Source organism: Gillisia sp. JM1, assembly GCF_000424645.1.
Taxonomy (GTDB): Bacteria; Bacteroidota; Bacteroidia; order Flavobacteriales; family Flavobacteriaceae; genus Gillisia.
The window spans coordinates 1,429,329-1,447,712 of record NZ_KE384218.1 but is presented as its reverse complement, the minus strand read 5'-3'; the positions used below and the strand labels follow the sequence as shown (position 1 = coordinate 1,447,712).

Genomic DNA, 18,384 nt, shown 5'->3' with positions numbered 1-18,384 from the left:
CTCTTCAAATTTTCAACCACTATTATGCAAGTAAAACTATTTAAATTACTTTTTTTATTGTTCGTGGTATTTAATATTGGTCTTGGCAGTTTTGGGTTAGCAGAAACAAGCGAGGCCAGATACGCAGAGATTAGCAAGGAAATGGTTAAGAGCGGTGATTATTTGCACCCAAACTTATTGGGAATTAAGCATTACCACAAGCCACCACTCCCGTATTATATAACTTCTGTTGGATATAAGATTTTTGGCATAAATGAATTTGGTGCTCGATTCTTCCTTGGAATTGCTCTCCTTTTGCAAATTTATCTTGTTTATAAAATAGCTCTTTTAGTATATAAAAATGAAAAAATAGCATACGCAAGTGCGCTCATATATACTTCTTTACCCATCGTTTTGATTGCGGCTAGAAATCTTACAACCGATACTTTTCTAACTACATTTATTTTATGGAGTATTTACCTTTGGTTGCTGTTTAAACACTTAAAAAAAATAAGATTCTTTTATGGTTTTTTTATCGCTTTAGGATTGGCCTTTTTAACCAAAGGTCCTGTGGGACTAATCCCGCCTTTCTTTTTTATAATATGTTGGAATTATTATAATAAAGAAAGAATAAAGTTATCTGCCCATTTTTTTATAGGAATACTTTTAATGCTTGCAATTTCCTGTTCCTGGTTTTTGGCTATAATAATAGATGATCCAAAGGTTTGGGATTATTTTATACAGGAACAGATAATTAATAGAGCAACCAATGCCGAGCAATTTCATAGAACCCAGCCAATTTGGTATTATTTGGTATTGATCCCTGCTCTTGGATTACCCTGGATTATTTTTATAGTTGTCTATTCTCGTAAAAAATCTAAACAGATTTGGCGAGAATCAGCAATTAATAAAACGCTTATAATGACTGCCATTAGTCTGTTAATTCTATTCTCTTTATTCTCGTCTAAGTTGATTCTTTATATACTTCCAGTTTTCTCATTTATCGCGATTTTAGGAGGGCATTTAATCTTTAAATTTTCAGAAAAACAGCTAAAATGGTTTAGTTGGGTCTATTATGCTTCTTTCGGTGTTTTAATTTTTGGATTGATTGCTTCTCAATTTTCAACCAACATTGAAGTTCCTCTTTTATCAGCTTTATTACTAATTGCTATTAGCTTAGGAGGCATGCTGTTTATTATTAAATTCACTAAAATTGAAGCAAGCTCAAAATTACTAAACTTGGGGTTTTTCTTCGTTCTCATTTTATTTTTGGTACATACTGTAGTAGCTACAAATAATGCAGGAACCATCAATTCATTTAAAGATATTGCTCAATTTATTCAGAAAGAAAAGGGAAAAGAACTAAAAAGTGTAGTTGTTTTCGACGATTTAATACCATCTGCTAGTTTTTATTTGGATGCCGATATAATTACGGTGAGAGCTAATAATTATCATACATTTAGAGAAACTCAATTTGAGAAGTATACCTTATATAAGAAGAATTATATAAATATAAATGTTCCAACATAATTAGAAAAATTCAAAACAGAGTTTAAAGTAAAGGGTCTCGTTTTTATTGAAAGAAAAAAGTCTCCATTAAATGACTCGTTGAGCTATTTATTGGAGACTTTTACCCATAAAATCGAAAAAGACAAATGGGTGATTTATTATTAATTCAGAAAATTATTCTGCGTTTCTCTCTACATACTTAATTATTTGAAGGGCGATGTTCTTACCTGTTGCTTTTTCAATTCCTTCTAATCCAGGAGATGAATTCACCTCCAAAATAAGTGGCCCTCTGGCAGATTGTAACAAATCTACACCGGCTACTCCAAGTCCCATTACACGGGCGGCTTTAAGAGCTGCGTTTTCTTCTTCATCTGTAAGTTCTATGATCTCTGCAGATCCTCCTCTATGTAAATTAGATCTAAATTCTCCTTCTTTTCCTTGTCTTTTCATAGCTCCCACTACTACTCCATCTACTACAAAAGCACGAAGATCGGCTCCTTTTGCTTCCTTAATAAATTCCTGAACGATCACTCTTGCTTGTAAACCATTAAAAGCCTCCAAGATAGACTCAGCCGAATTACGATTATCTGCTAAAACAACTCCCAAACCCTGTGTTCCTTCTAATAATTTGATCACCAAAGGTGCACCACCAACTTTATCTATTACACTACTCACATCTTTAGAGTAGTTACTAAAAACAGTTTTAGGAAGGCCTAAACTTGCTCTGGAAAGTATTTGTAAACTTCTTAATTTATCTCTGGATCTCACTAAGGCCTGAGATTCTGTAGCTGTAAAAACTTTCATCATCTCAAACTGTCTTACAACTGCAGTTCCAAAAAAGGTCACCGAAGCACCAATCCTAGGGATTACACCATCTATATCTGTAAGTTCTTTCCCTTTGTAAATTACAATAGGCTTTTTCTTTTCTATAACAAGATCACATTTTGTATGATTTACAACCATCATCTCATGCCCTTTCTTTTCTCCAACTTCAACAAGTCTTCTTGTAGAATATAAATTTGGATTTGCAGACAGTATTACTAATTTCATTATCTAAATTTTAAATTGGTTTGGATCATTGGGAAGGTGAATTACATTGAAATAAAGCTTCCTGCAGAAAGGTGTTTTTACAAGTCTATAAATTACAGTGCAAATAAAACAAAACTGAAATTATTAAAGTTAAATTTTCGATAAAAAAAACCTGCATTTTATAGCAGGCTCAAATTTTCCCATCAATGTATTTCCATCTAATTCCTTTTAGCGTACACCTCTGTAAAGTTGGTATTGTACTTAATAGAGAATTTTTTAAAACTATCTAAGAAAGTAATTGTAAGATTTTGATCGGAACTACTTCCATTAGGAGTCAATCTAAATTGATTATCCCCAAGGTTTTCCCAGGTTCCATTCACGATTACTGCAACAACACATCTAGTAGATCCTTCTCCCGCAAAAGTTGTTTTTGTGTATGTTTTGGTATTTGTAAAAGTGTAAGTAATTTGATCGTTACAAGAGATGTTTTCAATCACATCGTTGTTTTGGATATAATAATCTAGATCCCAAGTCCCAAATAAGCTGGTAGTTTCAATTGGTGGAGCAGAATCATCGTCACCAGAACAAGAGGTGAAAAATAAAACAGGAAATGCGAGAAGTATTAAAAGTGTTTTTTTCATAGTAACAAATATTATTTATTGCTGGGTATTAAATCTTTCTAAAATAATATCGCTAATTTATTTTAATCAAATGAATTAGCAACAGTTTATCTTATTAATTGATATACAATTCACAGGCAATTTTATTATATTCAAAAGTCATTCCTAATTCAAGAATTTTACTTTCCTTCTTTTTTAATACTTTTGATCTTAAGTAAAGCCTCTTCATGTCCCATCAACACTTCAAGATATATAAACCTTATGGCTACCTCAGCCAATTCATCCACAATCATAAAACTCGTAGAAATAAAAGCTTATTGGGAGAACTCGGCGAATTTCCAGAAGGTATAATGGCTATTGGAAGATTAGATGAAGATTCTGAAGGATTATTATTTCTCACCACAGATGGAAAAATGAGTGAGACGGTAAGAAGTTCGAATATTGAAAAGGAATATTATGTGCAATTAGATGGTATTATAACAGAAGAAGCAATTGAGCAATTAAAATCTGGAGTTAGTATTGGTTTTAACGGCAAAAAATACCTCACAGCTCCTTGCAAGGCTGAAATTTTAGAGGCTGCTCCTTTATTTCCAGAACGATCTAAAAAGATAAGGGATGAAAGACATGGTCCAACAAGCTGGGCTTCGATAACCTTAACTGAAGGAAAATTTAGACAGGTTAAAAAAATGACTGCCGCAGTGGGTTTTCCAACCCTAAGATTGGTGAGATATCGAATTGCCAATGAATATTTAACTGGAATGCACTCTGGCGAGATATTTGAAGTTAAAAGCTTCAAGCTTTAAAGCTTAATAATTAAGACCAATTACTATTTGTTAATCATTAGTGTCCGGTAAAAATTTTAAGGAATGAATTGAGCCAATTATTTACAAGAGTTCACCGCTTGCTGTTTATTTTTGATCCTACATTCTAAAATTTATGGTTAAAATAAAGTATCGATAAATATTGTTGAAATTTATACTTTTTATCAGTAAATTAATAACAGATTTCAAGTCTTGTTTCTTTCAGCGCAGCGGTCCTTTGTCCTTAACCTGACATTACTATTTATTAAGACAAGCTTAAATGAGATATGCTAATTAATTGAAATACTTTTATTTAGTATCTTCCCGCTTGTCTTCTTTTTAAGATCATTAATTGAATGAAAATTATGAAAAAAAACTTTTTAAATTATCACAAATCACTTGGCTATATAGCTATTGCTGTAATTGGAATCTCTCCTATGATGCAAGTTAAAGCCCAAGAGAATTCAAAAAACAAAATGGAAACTAAAGAAATTAAAAATTCAGAGAACATCTTGTTATCTAAATGGACCGGGCCTTACGATGGGGTTCCCGCGTTTGATAAAATGGAACTTTCCCAATTGCAACCAGCCATAGAAATGGGTATGGAAATGCATTTAAAGGAAATTCAGAAAATTGCAAACAATACCGCTCCTGCTACTTTTGAGAACACAATAGTCGCAATGGAAAGAGCGGGTAAAGAATTAGACAGAGCCTTTACTTATTATGGAATTTGGAGCAGCAATGTTTCTTCACCCGAATTTAGAGAAATACAAAAAGAATTATCTCCAAAAATTTCAGATTATTCCTCTAAGATCTCACAAAACAAAAAATTATTCGAACGTATAAAGACGGTCTATGATAACTCTCTAAAAACTACTTTGGATGAAGATCAGCAACGTGTTGTGCAGCTTATCTACGAGAATTTTGCTATGGAAGGGGCAAACTTAGATAAAAACGCCAAAGAGCGATATGCAGCGATCAATAAAGACTTATCTAAACTTTATACTAGTTTTTCCAATAATGTACTGCATGATGAAGAAAGCTATGTTACCTACCTAGAAAAAGATCAATTAGACGGATTACCAGATTCTTTTGTAAAAGCCGCCGCAAAAGCAGCTAAAGACAGAGGTGAAGAAGGGAAATATGCCATTACAAACACCCGTTCTTCTATGGACCCTTTCTTAACTTATTCTGATGAGAGAGAGCTGCGTGGGAAAGTATGGGAAACCTATTATTCTAGAGGAGATAATAATGATGAATACGATAACAACGAGCTGATTTCCCAAATCTTAAAACTTCGAAATGAGCGTGTTAAGTTGATGGGATATGAAAATTTTGCCGAGTGGCGATTACAGAACAGGATGGCAAAGAATCCAGAAAATGCCATGAAGCTAATGAATGCTGTTTGGCCGGCTGCCCTTGCAAGAGTAGAACAAGAAGTGGAAGATATGCAAACCATTGCAGATATGGAAGACCGGAATATTACTATAAAACCTTGGGATTATAGATATTATGCTGAAAAAGTTAGAAAAGACAAATACGATCTAGACTCTGATGAAGTAAAACAGTATTTACAATTAGATAATCTTACACAAGCATTGTTCTTTACTGCGGGGGAATTATTCAATTTTAATTTTAGCCCTGTAGCCAAAGGTAGTGTTCCGGTATTTCATGAAGATGTGAAAGTATGGGAAGTAACCGATAAAACTTCTGGAGACCATATTGGCCTTTGGTATTTAGATCCTTATGCTCGTCCAGGAAAACGATCCGGGGCATGGGCAACAACCTACAGGAGCTATACCACTTTTGATGGTAAAGAAACTGTTCTTGCCTCAAACAACTCTAATTTTGTAAAGCCAGCACCGGGTGAACCTGCACTTATCTCTTGGGATGATGCGACTACTTTTTTCCATGAATTCGGACATGCTTTACACTTTTTATCTGCTAATGTGAAATATCCAACTTTAAATGGCGGAGTTCGGGATTATACAGAATTTCAATCGCAGTTATTGGAAAGATGGCTTTCTACAGATAAAGTGATCAATCAATTCTTGTTACATCATGAAACAGGAGAGCCTATCCCTGCAGCCTTAGTACAAAAGATCAAAAATGCCTCTACTTTTAATCAAGGTTTTGAAACTACAGAGTTTTTAGCTTCAGCATTAATGGATATGAAATATCATACTATTGATCCTGAAAATATAAATCCGAAGAATTTCGAGAAAAAAGCTCTGAAGGAATTAAATATGCCTGAAGAAATTGTGATGCGTCACCGTTCTCCACAGTTTGGACATGTTTTTTCTGGTGAAGGATATGCAACCGGATATTACGGGTATTTATGGGCAGATGTTCTAACAGCTGATGCTGCTGAAGCATTTGCAGAATCTCCTGGAGGTTTTTACGATAAGGATATGGCGGCTAAACTAGTGAAATATCTATTTGCTCCAAGAAACTCTATGGATCCTGCAGAAGCATATAGATTATTTAGAGGAAGAGATGCTAGCATAGATGCTCTAATGAGAGATAGAGGATTTCCTGTTCCAGAAGAAAACATGGAAAATAATTCTCAAGACAAAAATGAAGATTTATTGGAAGAGATGAAAGAAGAGAAAAAGGATAATAATTAGGAAGTTATTTTTCTGAAAATATAAAACCCGGACTTTTACAAGTCCGGGTTTTTTTAATATTCGAAAAGCTCTTAATTAGTTAACAGCAGTTTCAGTAACATTTTCTTCTACCTCCATAGCATCTACATTTGTAGAATCCATAACTTCTTCTGAAGGAGTTTCAATAACTTCTGCAGGAGCTTCTACTTCTTCGATTACTTCAACTTCAGTTTGTTCAGCTGATTCATCTTTACAAGAGGTAAAACTTAAAACTAATGCAATTGCTGCAAGAGTTAAAAATGATTTTTTCATTTTAAAATTTATTAATTGATTTATGCGTCAAATGTAATCCATTTTAGAATACAAAAATCAAAATAATTTTTTTTGGACAAAAATAATTTAAAGCCAGTAAAACGCTATATTTCAGATAACTATAAAGCGTGATTTTAAACCTTACTAAGAAAAAGTTTTCGCTGTAATGCTTAGAAGTTGTAATACTTCTCAAATTACATCAATTAATTAAGTGTGTTTCCCTATGATGTAATAAAAGTTGTTTTAGACTTTCTAAATAGTTTAATAACACTTTAGAATTTATTTTAGGATGTTCCTTAAATGGTAAAGTAGCGGTGTCTTCTTCCAGAAATTTATAAATCTCCGGATACTTTGTTTCAATCTCCAAAGTAATTGTTGTGATCTCGTTTAAAATCCTAGTAATCTGCTCCATATCCTATAATTTTATATGCTTACATACTTCTCATGAACCATCTCTTTAAATAGGGTAATTCTTTAATTGCTGCCTGGGCTTCTTCCAGTGTTATTTCGTCATGCACTTCTGCCATCTCTAAAAATTTTACTTCTAGTTTATGCAATGTTAAGGACTGGTCTACGAACTCTCCATTATCAAAACAGTTTACACAATACTCCTCATTTTTAGTTTCATCTATATTAGTTCCCTTCAATTTTTCCGAAAAGGACAATCCACAACTCTGACATATTAAAGCCTCCATAAATTGTTGCTTTTATAATTAATATTTCGTTAAAACCTATACTTATAAATCTTCCTTAATTTAATAAAAACTAACTTCATATTAAATTAATTTCATCCTAAATATTCATAAAATTATATTTAATATCAATTTAAAACACGGTTGTAATTAATTAACTATTAATAACTCAGAATATTATATATATTTTTAAATAATTAAAATTTTTAAAGATCATATTTTGTATTTATTACTCCTAAATCTGCGTATTTAAATGTTTTTTTAAAATAATAAGAGGTAAACCTTGCTAATGTTTTAGGTGGTATATAAGCTTATTTTCACACAACAAAGTAGTTCTTATGTCCTATATTGAATCGATCGAATTTATTGCAGAACCTTGGATCAAATCAATTTACAAATCCTTTCCTTGTGATTTTAACTTCAGAGAACGGAAATATAAAATACATAGTAATAGAAATTGGGTAAAAACCTAAGCTCCCAAACCGTTTTCTGCTTTAATCTGAACTCTAAACAGAATACTAATTTTCTTGTTATTATTTTTTTAAAAACTTATCTTTATAAGAGATAAGAATAAAAATCTATAAAACTTGCAATATGACTATCTTAACAACACAAAGTGGTTCCACAAATGAAAAAAATTTAGAAGAACATATTAATGCTATTAGAGAATGGAATAAAAAACTTCAAACCAGTTCTGAAGAAATTACCTTTTTAAACCAATTTGTTTCTGCAGATATCTTTCAACAAGACCTTCCAAATCTATACGAGCACCTATTCACTTTTTCCAATACACTTACAGCATTAAAAACTGAAAAAATAGACTTGCAGCAGGTCATTAGTAATCACAAGAATGATATCAATGGGATGTTAGAATGTGAAGATATTTCATGTGAATCTTTTTACTCTACTGAACACAAAAAAATAGAAAATAGATTGATGAAGTTTCTTAATGATTTGGCTGAATTTCAAATACAGCTCTTCAAGTTTTGTACTAATAAACTGCGTATGTCAAATTGAATCTTTTAAAATTTCTCGAACTTAGTCTTATATAGCTGTCAATATTACCCTTTTTGTCATATTGGCGCATCATTAGTTTTATTAAAAAAAATTATTTAATTAATATGATTGTTTGATTTAATTAAGATTTGTTTTTAAATAAGGAGAATTGTATGAGAATTAAATAATATTACAAACTACTTATAAATTAAATATAAAAACTTAAAACATTGAAAATCAATAACTAAGAGAGCTGATGTAAAATAACTTAAGCTGTTATCTTTTTTCATATCTATATTTTTTGAACCTATTAACTGATAATACCATAGTTTGAATTTAAGTCTAAATTCTTACAATCTCCCCAATTTAGCCCCAAAAGCCAGTCTAGTATGGTCTTTGCATCCTTGAATGTAGAAAATCGACCGAAATAAATTTTGGTAGAAAATATTTAACAAAAAACAAGAAAATGAGAATACTAGTTATTGGAGGAGGAAACATGGGATTAACTTATGCAGAAGGTATGTCCAAATCCTTTCTTTTGAACAGACACAAATTAATGATCTATGACAAATCAGAAGAATTAATTGCGTCTTTAAATGAACATTCCCAGTTTGATGTTTATAATAAGATTGAAGATTGCTTACCGCATGCAGATGTCGTTTTTATAGCGGTAAAACCTTTTCACTCTGATGCCTTATTTAGTGAGATTAAACCACTAGTGAACAAAGAACAGATTTTTGTTTCTATAATGGCAGGTGTTACTATAGGTACCATTCAGAATAGTTTAGAGGTAACTAAGGTGATTAGAGCAATGCCTAATTTACCTGCGCAAGTAGGAAAAGGAGTTACTTCTTACACAGAGTCAAAAGAAGTTTCCAGAATAGAGCTTCTTATGATAAGAAATTTATTGGATACCACAGGAGAATCTATTCGGGTATCTAACGAGAATTTTATAGATGCGTCTACAGGAATCTCAGGAAGCGGACCGGCTTACGTATTTTATTTTATGCAATCTATGTTGGAAGCAGCTTTAAAAATGGGCTTTTCTAACAACGATTCTAAAATACTCGTTAGCAAAACATTTGAAGGTGCCGTAGAATTATTCAATCAATCTGATCTTTCTCCAAATACTTGGATGGAAAGAGTTGCTTCTAAAGGAGGAACCACCAGAGCGGCATTGGACTCTATGGAAGACAATAATGTTAAAGAATTAATTAAAGACGCAGCCTACGCAGCTTTTGATAGAGCAGTGGAACTAGGTGATGAATAAAAATAACAGAACACGAAAATAAAGATCAATAAAATGGAGAAGAAGAGAATTGTTGTAAAGGTTGGTTCTAATGTAATGACCAATAAGGACAACAGAATTTTAGTACCAGTATTGAAAAATCTCGTGAAACAGATTGCCACTTTATATGAAGAAGATATTATGGTGGTGTTGGTTTCTTCCGGTTCTGCAATTGCAGGGATGGAAGTTTTGGGAGATATAAGCGTCCAAGATGAATCTAAACGAAGACAAGTATTTTCATCTGTAGGACAACCAAGAATGATGCGCCACTATTATAGCCTATTTCACGATTATGGAATGCGATGTGGACAGGTGCTGGCAACAAAACGGGATTTTAGCCCCGGTGTACACCGGGAAAATATGATAAACTGTTATGAGTCTTTACTTTCTGAAGGAATTATTCCCATAGCAAATGAAGATGATGCAGTATCTGTTACCATGTCCATGTTTTCAGACAATGATGAATTGGCGAGTTTGGTAGCAGAGCTAATAAAAGCTGATTGTCTAATAATCTTAAGTGATACTGAGGGACTTTATACAGGGCATCCTGACCATGATGATTCAAAAAAATTGAATAAAGTTGACGGAGATGAGGATGTAGAGAAATACGTTCAAGTTTCAGAAAAAGGTGAAGGTGAAGGCCGAGGAGGAATGGAATCTAAAATAAGAATCGCAAAGGAAACCGCTGCTAAAAATATTCCTACTTATATCGCCAACGGTAAAAGAAGAAATGTAATATTAGATATTCTGGCCGGAAAAGCTGTTGGAACCAAGTTTACGGCATAAGGAATACTTAACAAATTTTAAAGAGAGATAATATGAAATTGATAAAAACAGAAATAAAGAATAATGTGCTTAAAGCGATGATCCGCCTTTTGGATACAAAGCGGGCACATATTATAGAAGCAAATAAAAAAGATCTGGATGCTTTTGGAGAAAAAGAAGGCGCAATGTACGACCGTCTTATAGTTAATGATAAGAAGGTGGATGGAATGATCCAATCTATAAAAGAAGTAATGGGGCAAGAAGATCCTGTAGGAAATACAATTTCTCACCTAGTACTGGATAACGGATTGGACATTACCAATAAAACAGCTCCTTTTGGAAATATAATGATCATCTATGAATCTAGACCAGATGTAACTATAGAAGCAGCTGTTCTTGCATTTAAAGCAAATAACAAGATCTTTTTAAAAGGTGGAAAAGAAGCTATTAACAGCAACAAGATACTAGAAGAGTGCTGGCATGAGGCTTTAACCGAAAATGGCCTGGAAACCAATTGGATCGAGCTTTTACATTTAAACAGAGAGGAAACACAGGAATTCTTGAAGAATCCACCTGTTAAATTAGATCTTATCGTGCCTAGAGGTGGAGAACGCCTGATTGGTTTTGTGAAAGAACACGCAACAGGTGCTGTTCTTGTTAGTGGAAGAGGAAACAACTTTTTATATGTTTCTAAAAACGCTGATTTCGAGGTTGCTAAAAAAGTGATCTTAAATGCTAAGACCGATAAAATTTCTGGTTGTAATGCTTTAGATAAAGTATTAATAGATCAGAATTTACCTGATTATGAATCCAGATTAAAAGAGCTTCAGAATTTATTGAAAGATAATAATGTAGAGATCCTTGTAGATGATAAGGTCTCAAAAGTTCTAAGTTCCGAAGAAAAACTACCAAATGAAGATACCTGGTATGAAGAATTTTTAGCCATGAAAATTGTGGTTGGAAATGTAGACGGTATGGATACGGCAATAAATAAGATCAATAAATATTCTGGCGGTCACTCTGCGGTGATCATAACCAAAGATAAGAACGAGGCGATAGAATTTATGGAGCAAGTAGATAACGCTGCTGTTTATCACAATGCCTCTACCCGCTTTACAGATGGCGGTCAAATGGGAGTTGGAGCAGAACTGGCTATTAGTACAGATAAGTTGCACCACCGTGGTCCTCTTGGACTAAAGCAATTGGTTACCAATAAATACTATGTGTTAGGTGATGGGCAAATAAGAGAATAAGTTTTGGAAATATTTCTCCAAAATAGAAAGAGGCGCCAAATGGCGCCTCTTTTAATATCTGATATTTTTTTTATTTATTGATGAGCTTTATCTGACCAAAACCATTCTTCACCTAAACAATGTAAAGTCCGGAAACCTAAGAGTTCATATCTAAAGGAGAAGATTCTTCAACTACGCTCATTTTCAGCAATTTCATTTTATGAGTTCATTAACAACTTAGTAACGAAATGTAAATTTTTATACAATATTAATAAAGAAACTTGCATTGCAACCTAAATGGTGTAACATTTGATAATTGAGTAAGTCTAATTTGTGTAAATCAAAACAAACCCTATTTAATGAAGAAATTAATATATTCCATAGCACTCCTAAGTGTTGTCTTTGGATGTAAAACGCCCCAAAGCATAAATAAAACTACTGAAGACAGAACAGTAGTAAACCTAGATCTGGTTAATATAAAAGAAGATCGAGTAAAGGTTACAGTAGACCCTGGAAAGTTTACTTCTTCAGAAGTAACTTTCCATCTACCGAAAACAGTACCTGGCACCTATTCTATAGATAATTATGGGAAATTTATAGATAATTTTAAAGCTATTGATTATTTAGGTGCTGAATTATTAGTGGTAAAGACCGATGAAAATTCTTGGAAAATTGAAAATTCTGCAAATTTAGATAAGATCACTTACTTGGTGAACGATACTTTTGATATCGATGGTGAAAAAGGAGTCTTCTCTCCTACCGGAACTAATATAGATGTAAATAAAAACATGCTTTTAAACTTACATGGATTTGTAGGATATTTTGATGAATTAAAGGAAAAACCTTATCAATTAATCATCAATAGACCAAATGATCTATTTGGTAGTACCTCCCTTAAACTTTCAGAAAGTGTTGATTTGGAGAAAATGCCGAACTCTAAAAAGGACATCTATTTAGCTCAGCGTTATTTTGAGGTAGTAGACAATCCTATTATGTATTCTAAACCAGACACCACTTATGTAAATGTGGAAGGCATCAAAGTGTTATTATCAGTGTATTCACCAAACAAGGTTCATACTGCTAAAAGTATAAAGCCGCAAATTGAAACAATGATCGCAGCTCAAAAGCGATTTTTAGGAAAAATTGATAATACCCCCAATTACTCGATCTTATTATATTTAGCCGATCCTTCAAAATTAGATGCTAAAGGTTTTGGAGCCCTAGAACACCATACTTCAACTGTTGTGGTACTTCCAGAAACAATGCCATTAGAAACATTAAATGCTGCTATGAAAGATGTGGTTTCCCACGAATTCTTTCATATTCTTACTCCGCTAAATGTTCATGCAGAAGAGATTCATTATTTTAATTATAACAATCCTAAAATGTCTCAACATTTGTGGATGTATGAGGGAGTTACAGAATATTTCGCAAATCTCTTCCAAATAAACCAAGGCCTAATAGATAATCAAGATTTCTATAAGAGAGTATCCTCGCAGATAGAATCATCTAAAAATTATAATGATAGCTTGTCTTTCACCTACATGAGTAAAAATGTATTGGACGCGCCTTATAAAGATGAATACTATAATGTTTACCAAAAAGGAGCATTGATAGGAATGGCTTTAGACCTTAGACTTAGAGAATTGAGTAAAGGTGAAATGGGGATTTTAGATCTCATGAAAAAATTAAGTGAGAAATACGGAAAGAATAAACCTTTTAAGGATGATCAATTGATTCCTACTATTGTTTCTTTAACCTATCCAGAAATTCAGAATTTCTTTGACACTTATGTTACCGGGAGCACTCCAATTCCTTATGATCAATTTCTAGCAAAAGTTGGTATCACATTCGCTACAGAAGAAATTCCTACCTCTTACTTTTTAAATGGACAAGTGCCTTATATTGATGGAAATCCTGAGAATATGGAATTGTTTTTCAGAAAAGGGATTACGCTGAACTCTTTTTTAACTCAATTAGGTATTAAAAATGGAGATGTCATTAAAGAAGTGAATGGAACTGCATATACTATCCAGAATGTATACGATTTAGTTATGGGGTCTCAGTCATGGAACGAAGGGGATGATATAACTATGTTATTAGAGAGAAATGATGAAGAACTTATGTTGACGGGGAAAATCACTGCTCCTACTACAAAGAAAACTACATTAAAAGAGATGGATCTTCCTGCAACTGATGCAAGAGTAAAATTAAGAACTGCCTGGTTGAAAAATTAAAGACATACATCTATATTAAAGAGGTTGAAATAATAGTTCAGTTTGTATGATCCCCTTATTTAAGGATTATATACTACTAAAAGCTATTTTTTCAACCTCTTTTTTTGTCTTTCAAGTCAATTTTAATAAACTATTATCTGTTTTTTGTCATGTTTAACTTGTTCAAGCATCCCAGCAGAAGTTTGAGGGACACACTTTAACATCCCTAGACCTTGGGACAAGTTGAAGATAAGTTCAGGTAATTCAATGGACACAAAGCAGATATAAAATTATTTTTTTGGATAATTAGATTATAAAAATTAAACAAAAAAAATTGCAAGCTTAATAGATCTAATGTCATTTATTAAAATGCTCTTTGTAAATTGGTTTCTTTTATAAAGAACAATTTACAAAAACAATGGAAATACCTATTTTAAAAGACATAGTTATAATTTTAGGCCTTTCTATTTTTATAATTCTTTTATTTCAGAAAATAAAAGTTCCCTCCTTACTGGGTTTTCTACTTGCTGGAATTATTGCAGGGCCACATGCTTTCAATTTAATTAGCTCCCAACATGAGGTGGAACTACTCTCTGAAATAGGTATAATATTTCTGCTCTTTATTATTGGGATCGAACTCTCTCTTAAAGGCTTGGCGGCCATTAAAAAAACTATCATTATTGGTGGTGGAATGCAAGTAGGAGGCACCATTTTGTTAACAGCTTTTTTAGCTAACATTATAGGTATTCCTCTTAACACAGCTGTTTTTATTGGTTTTCTTTTTTCCTTAAGTAGTACTGCAATTGTATTAAAAATTCTACAGGAAAAGGGAGAAGTTACTTCCCCACATGGAAGGATTACGGTTGCAATTTTAATTTTTCAGGATATTGTAGTAGTCCCAATGATGTTGCTAACGCCTCTACTTACCGGGCAAGATGAAAACATTTGGAACACCCTTGGAATACTTTTAATTAAAATAGTAGGTGTTTTGATTGTCATCTATTTATTGGCTATTTATATAGTACCAAGAATTTTTGAATTAGTTGTAAAATCGAAAAACAGAGAATTATTTATTTTAACTACCATTGTTTTTTGTTTTTCAGTGGCTTGGTTAACATCTGCAATCGGGCTTTCACTAGCTTTAGGAGCCTTTTTTGCAGGCTTGATTATTTCTGAATCAGATTACAGTCATCAGGCTACAGCGAATGTGTTACCATTTCGGGAAATTTTTATTAGCTTCTTTTTTATCTCTGTAGGCTCTTTATTGAATCTAGAGTTTTTCTTCAACAATTTCATATATGTCATCCTATTAGTTATTGCAGTTATTTTGCTGAAAATGCTAATAATTATTATCACGGTAGTAACTTTAAGGTATCCTGCCCGTACCATGTTTTTAACGGTTTTCTCTATATTTCAAGTGGGTGAGTTTTCACTTTTATTATCTACGGTAGGTTTAGAAAACGGCTTATTACCCACCAATATCTATCAGTATTTCTTAGCAATTTCAATTATCACAATGGCGCTTACTCCATTTTTAATGAATTATGCACCTAGACTCACTTATTTTCTATTAAAAATTCCTGTTCCAAAAACTATAAGAAAACGGCTGATTAGTTATCATAATATTCAGCTTCAAAATCATTCTAATATTGAAGAATTGAAAGATCATTTAGTAATTATTGGGTATGGAATTAATGGAAAAAATATTTCTAAAGCAGCCAAAAGCACTAACATTCCATATGTAATTGTTGATCTAGAACAAGATGCATTTCTAGAGGCCAAGAGCAATAAAGAACCAATTGTATTTGGAGATGCAACCAATCCCGTTATCTTGAAACATCTTCATGTACAAGAAGCGCGCGTAGTTGTAATAGCTATTTCTGATCCTGATGCCACAAAAAAAATCATCAATGAAGTTCGAAACTATTCTAAAACCGCATTTATTATTGTGCGAACCAGATATGTAAAAGAAATAGCCGAGAACTTAAGACTTGGTGCAGATGAAGTTATCCCAGAAGAATTTGAAACTTCTATAGAAATCTTTAGTAGAGTATTAAGAAAATATTTAATTCCGCATGATGAGATTCAGAATTTTATAAATCAGGTACGATCGTCAGATTATGAAATGCTAACTACTTTAAAAGTGGGACCTCATACTCCCTCATATCAGCATCTAAATATTCCAAATAAAGAAATTGTAACACTAAGTGTAAAACAAGGCGCAAATAGCGTTGTAGAAAAAACCGTTATGGAATCTGGGATTAGTAAGAACTATGGAGTTACTATTTTAACAATAAAACGAGACAGCCATTATATTACAGATATTACTCCAGATACAATCATTAAACAAGGGGATTTACTCTACCTTTTTGGTGCTCCTACCAACATCAATAACCTCAACAAAGAATTGTCTTTGTAGATGTTTTTAAAATTTTACTTGATATCATAACAAGCTAGTTGATTAACATTAAAGAGAAGGATTTAAATTCAAAAAATAATTATCTTCAACTTTTGCAAAATCTAGCATTCATTTTTAATTAAACAAATTATATGAAATTTTTTACCCTATTAGCTTCTTGCTTTTTATCCATTGCTGTTTATTCTCAGAAGGTCGAACTCCCTATAGATACTATGGTTGTTTCCACCCATAATGTAACCATTAGTGGTAAGAATATCAGCTATACCGCTCAAACTGGAACACAACCTGTTTGGAACGAAAAAGGAATCCCTGTTGCGAGTTTATTTTACACGTATTATAAACGCGATGATATTAAAAATACGGAGAATAGACCTTTAGTGATTTCCTTTAATGGGGGTCCAGGCTCTGCATCGGTTTGGATGCATTTAGCCTATACCGGGCCTAGAATTTTAAAGATAGATGATGAAGGTTTTCCTGTACAACCTTATGGGGTAAAAGAAAATCCGTATTCAATTCTGGATGTTGCAGATATCGTTTACGTAAATCCTGTAAACACAGGATATTCCAGATTGATAGATCCTGAAGAGAACAAAACAGACAGAAAAGATTTCTTCGGAGTTCAAGCCGATATAAAATATCTGGCAGAATGGGTTAACACTTTTGTAACCAGAAAAAATAGATGGTTATCTCCAAAATATTTAATTGGTGAGAGTTATGGAACTACCAGAGTTTCTGGATTAGCGCTAGAGCTTCAAAACAGCCATTGGATGTATTTAAATGGAGTGATTTTGGTTTCTCCTACGGAAATTGGGATAGAACGCGATGGTCCAGTAGAAATCGCAAATAGACTTCCATATTTTGCAGCCGCAGCATGGTATCATAAAAAACTTCCATCATCCCTTCAAAACAAAGATCTGGATGAAGTTTTACCAGAAGTAGAAAATTATGCTATAAATACTTTGTTACCTGTATTGGTAAAAGGTGGGTTTATTGAAGAAAATAAAAAGAAAGAGATTGCTGCTAAAATGTCTAGCTATTCCGGGATTTCAGAAAAAGTGTTTTTACAAAATAACCTTGCAGTGCCCTTTCAGTATTTCTGGAAAGAACTCATGAGAGAAGATGGAGGTTTTACCGTTGGGCGTTTAGATTCCAGATACCTTGGAATGGATAGTAAAGTGGCTGGAGATTCTCCAGATTACAACGCAGAATTAACTTCATGGCTGCACTCCTTTACTCCCGCAATTAATTACTACCTGCAACAGGATTTGAATTTTAAAACCGACATAAAATATAATATGTTTGGGCCGGTGCATCCTTGGGATAGAAGCGGCGATAATAGTGGAGAGAATTTGAGACAAGCAATGGCGCAAAATCCTAATTTAGATGTGCTTATCCAATCTGGTTATTATGATGGTGCTACTACTTATTTTAACGCCAAATATTCTATGTGGCAACTAGATCCTAGCGGAAAAATGCAAGATAGATTAAGTTTTAAGGCATATAGAAGTGGGCATATGATGTATCTAAGAAGTGAAGACCTTAAAAACGCAAATAATGATATCAGAGATTTTATTCTGAAATCTTTACCTAAGGAAGGAGAAGCAGCAAAATATAGCGCACAATAGTATTAATTATATAGAGGTCAGTAGTTAAATGCATATAATTTTACATTACTAAATAATTGAATATTAGTAATATAAAATTATTATTTAGTCAGTTAAAGCGGAGTAGAGAGCTATAGGCATGAAAAATTAGGTTTCGACTACGCTACCATTGACGTCTTTTCAAAGTTACTCCGAATAAGAGACCCTGAAACTCCCGAAGTATCGGGACAGGGTGACGATACTGGTTTTAACTTCCTTCATGCTGAACTCGTTTCAGCATCTTTCATACGTCAATTTCCTTCGCTAGATAATTTTTA

15 protein-coding genes are annotated in these 18,384 nt (G+C 32.9%); 10 read left to right on the top strand and 5 right to left on the bottom strand.

Features of this window, described 5'->3' with window-relative positions:
• Positions 1–24 precede the first annotated feature (24 nt).
• Positions 25–1,509 (top strand): ArnT family glycosyltransferase, encoded by a 1,485-nt coding sequence (locus H033_RS0109720; RefSeq protein WP_026838155.1) that lies wholly within the window; start codon positions 25–27, stop codon positions 1,507–1,509.
• A gap of 153 nt (positions 1,510–1,662) precedes the next feature.
• Here H033_RS0109720 and rimK read toward each other — a convergent pair whose 3' ends face one another.
• Together rimK and H033_RS0109710 are read right to left on the bottom strand one after the other, a co-directional pair.
• Complete coding sequence (gene rimK, locus H033_RS0109715) at positions 1,663–2,538, bottom strand: 30S ribosomal protein S6--L-glutamate ligase (protein ID WP_026838154.1); 876 nt, start codon at positions 2,536–2,538, stop codon at positions 1,663–1,665.
• Between the two features lie 197 nt (positions 2,539–2,735).
• Entirely contained in the window at positions 2,736–3,158 is a 423-nt protein-coding gene (locus tag H033_RS0109710; RefSeq protein ID WP_026838153.1) for a hypothetical protein, read from the bottom strand.
• 206 nt (positions 3,159–3,364) lie between these two features.
• Here H033_RS0109710 and H033_RS0109700 point away from each other — a divergent pair, with 206 nt between their 5' ends.
• A complete protein-coding gene (locus H033_RS0109700; RefSeq protein ID WP_026838152.1) occupies positions 3,365–3,940 on the top strand; it encodes a pseudouridine synthase in 576 nt (191 codons plus the stop codon).
• A 362-nt stretch (positions 3,941–4,302) separates the two neighbouring features.
• Positions 4,303–6,564, top strand: coding sequence for a M3 family metallopeptidase (locus H033_RS0109695; RefSeq protein ID WP_026838151.1), 2,262 nt, complete (start codon positions 4,303–4,305; stop codon positions 6,562–6,564).
• Between the two features lie 75 nt (positions 6,565–6,639).
• Here the strand turns inward: H033_RS0109695 and H033_RS0109690 are convergent, their stop codons facing one another.
• From H033_RS0109690 to H033_RS0109680, 3 genes are all read right to left on the bottom strand, one after another.
• Positions 6,640–6,855: a hypothetical protein gene (locus tag H033_RS0109690; RefSeq protein WP_026838150.1), complete on the bottom strand. Its 216-nt coding sequence runs from the start codon at positions 6,853–6,855 to the stop codon at positions 6,640–6,642.
• Positions 6,856–7,054: 199 nt separating this feature from the next.
• On the bottom strand, positions 7,055–7,267 hold the full coding sequence (locus H033_RS0109685) for a hypothetical protein (protein WP_026838149.1): 213 nt from the start codon (positions 7,265–7,267) through the stop codon (positions 7,055–7,057).
• A gap of 19 nt (positions 7,268–7,286) precedes the next feature.
• A complete protein-coding gene (locus H033_RS0109680; RefSeq protein WP_026838148.1) occupies positions 7,287–7,550 on the bottom strand; it encodes a zinc ribbon domain-containing protein in 264 nt (87 codons plus the stop codon).
• 591 nt (positions 7,551–8,141) lie between these two features.
• Here H033_RS0109680 and H033_RS0109675 point away from each other — a divergent pair.
• The 7 genes from H033_RS0109675 to H033_RS0109645 all read left to right on the top strand — a co-directional run bounded on the left by H033_RS0109675 (position 8,142) and on the right by H033_RS0109645 (position 18,088).
• Positions 8,142–8,564: a hypothetical protein gene (locus tag H033_RS0109675; protein ID WP_026838147.1), complete on the top strand. Its 423-nt coding sequence runs from the start codon at positions 8,142–8,144 to the stop codon at positions 8,562–8,564.
• Positions 8,565–9,009: 445 nt separating this feature from the next.
• Positions 9,010–9,813 (top strand): pyrroline-5-carboxylate reductase, encoded by an 804-nt coding sequence (gene proC, locus H033_RS0109670; protein WP_026838146.1) that lies wholly within the window; start codon positions 9,010–9,012, stop codon positions 9,811–9,813.
• A 33-nt stretch (positions 9,814–9,846) separates the two neighbouring features.
• A complete protein-coding gene (proB, locus tag H033_RS0109665) occupies positions 9,847–10,617 on the top strand; it encodes a glutamate 5-kinase (RefSeq protein ID WP_026838145.1) in 771 nt (256 codons plus the stop codon).
• Positions 10,618–10,649: 32 nt separating this feature from the next.
• Positions 10,650–11,849 carry a glutamate-5-semialdehyde dehydrogenase gene (locus H033_RS0109660; RefSeq protein ID WP_026838144.1) on the top strand — a complete coding sequence of 400 codons (1,200 nt, stop codon included), beginning with the start codon at positions 10,650–10,652 and terminating at the stop codon, positions 11,847–11,849.
• Between the two features lie 338 nt (positions 11,850–12,187).
• Positions 12,188–14,065: a peptidase M61 gene (locus H033_RS0109655; protein ID WP_026838143.1), complete on the top strand. Its 1,878-nt coding sequence runs from the start codon at positions 12,188–12,190 to the stop codon at positions 14,063–14,065.
• A gap of 397 nt (positions 14,066–14,462) precedes the next feature.
• Positions 14,463–16,463 carry a cation:proton antiporter gene (locus H033_RS0109650; RefSeq protein ID WP_026838142.1) on the top strand — a complete coding sequence of 667 codons (2,001 nt, stop codon included), beginning with the start codon at positions 14,463–14,465 and terminating at the stop codon, positions 16,461–16,463.
• A gap of 131 nt (positions 16,464–16,594) precedes the next feature.
• Positions 16,595–18,088 carry a S10 family peptidase gene (locus tag H033_RS0109645; protein ID WP_026838141.1) on the top strand — a complete coding sequence of 498 codons (1,494 nt, stop codon included), beginning with the start codon at positions 16,595–16,597 and terminating at the stop codon, positions 18,086–18,088.
• The last annotated feature ends 296 nt before the right edge of the window (positions 18,089–18,384 follow it).

What these genes read in the sequence shown, in the direction of transcription:
- H033_RS0109720 (WP_026838155.1), top strand. Translation starts at nt 25, where the DNA reads ATGCAAGTAAAACTATTTAAATTACTTTTTTTATTGTTCGTGGTATTT.
- rimK (WP_026838154.1), bottom strand. Translation starts at nt 2,538, where the DNA reads ATGAAATTAGTAATACTGTCTGCAAATCCAAATTTATATTCTACAAGA.
- H033_RS0109710 (WP_026838153.1), bottom strand. Translation starts at nt 3,158, where the DNA reads ATGAAAAAAACACTTTTAATACTTCTCGCATTTCCTGTTTTATTTTTC.
- H033_RS0109700 (WP_026838152.1), top strand. Translation starts at nt 3,365, where the DNA reads ATGTCCCATCAACACTTCAAGATATATAAACCTTATGGCTACCTCAGC.
- H033_RS0109695 (WP_026838151.1), top strand. Translation starts at nt 4,303, where the DNA reads ATGAAAAAAAACTTTTTAAATTATCACAAATCACTTGGCTATATAGCT.
- H033_RS0109690 (WP_026838150.1), bottom strand. Translation starts at nt 6,855, where the DNA reads ATGAAAAAATCATTTTTAACTCTTGCAGCAATTGCATTAGTTTTAAGT.
- H033_RS0109685 (WP_026838149.1), bottom strand. Translation starts at nt 7,267, where the DNA reads ATGGAGCAGATTACTAGGATTTTAAACGAGATCACAACAATTACTTTG.
- H033_RS0109680 (WP_026838148.1), bottom strand. Translation starts at nt 7,550, where the DNA reads ATGGAGGCTTTAATATGTCAGAGTTGTGGATTGTCCTTTTCGGAAAAA.
- H033_RS0109675 (WP_026838147.1), top strand. Translation starts at nt 8,142, where the DNA reads ATGACTATCTTAACAACACAAAGTGGTTCCACAAATGAAAAAAATTTA.
- proC (WP_026838146.1), top strand. Translation starts at nt 9,010, where the DNA reads ATGAGAATACTAGTTATTGGAGGAGGAAACATGGGATTAACTTATGCA.
- proB (WP_026838145.1), top strand. Translation starts at nt 9,847, where the DNA reads ATGGAGAAGAAGAGAATTGTTGTAAAGGTTGGTTCTAATGTAATGACC.
- H033_RS0109660 (WP_026838144.1), top strand. Translation starts at nt 10,650, where the DNA reads ATGAAATTGATAAAAACAGAAATAAAGAATAATGTGCTTAAAGCGATG.
- H033_RS0109655 (WP_026838143.1), top strand. Translation starts at nt 12,188, where the DNA reads ATGAAGAAATTAATATATTCCATAGCACTCCTAAGTGTTGTCTTTGGA.
- H033_RS0109650 (WP_026838142.1), top strand. Translation starts at nt 14,463, where the DNA reads ATGGAAATACCTATTTTAAAAGACATAGTTATAATTTTAGGCCTTTCT.
- H033_RS0109645 (WP_026838141.1), top strand. Translation starts at nt 16,595, where the DNA reads ATGAAATTTTTTACCCTATTAGCTTCTTGCTTTTTATCCATTGCTGTT.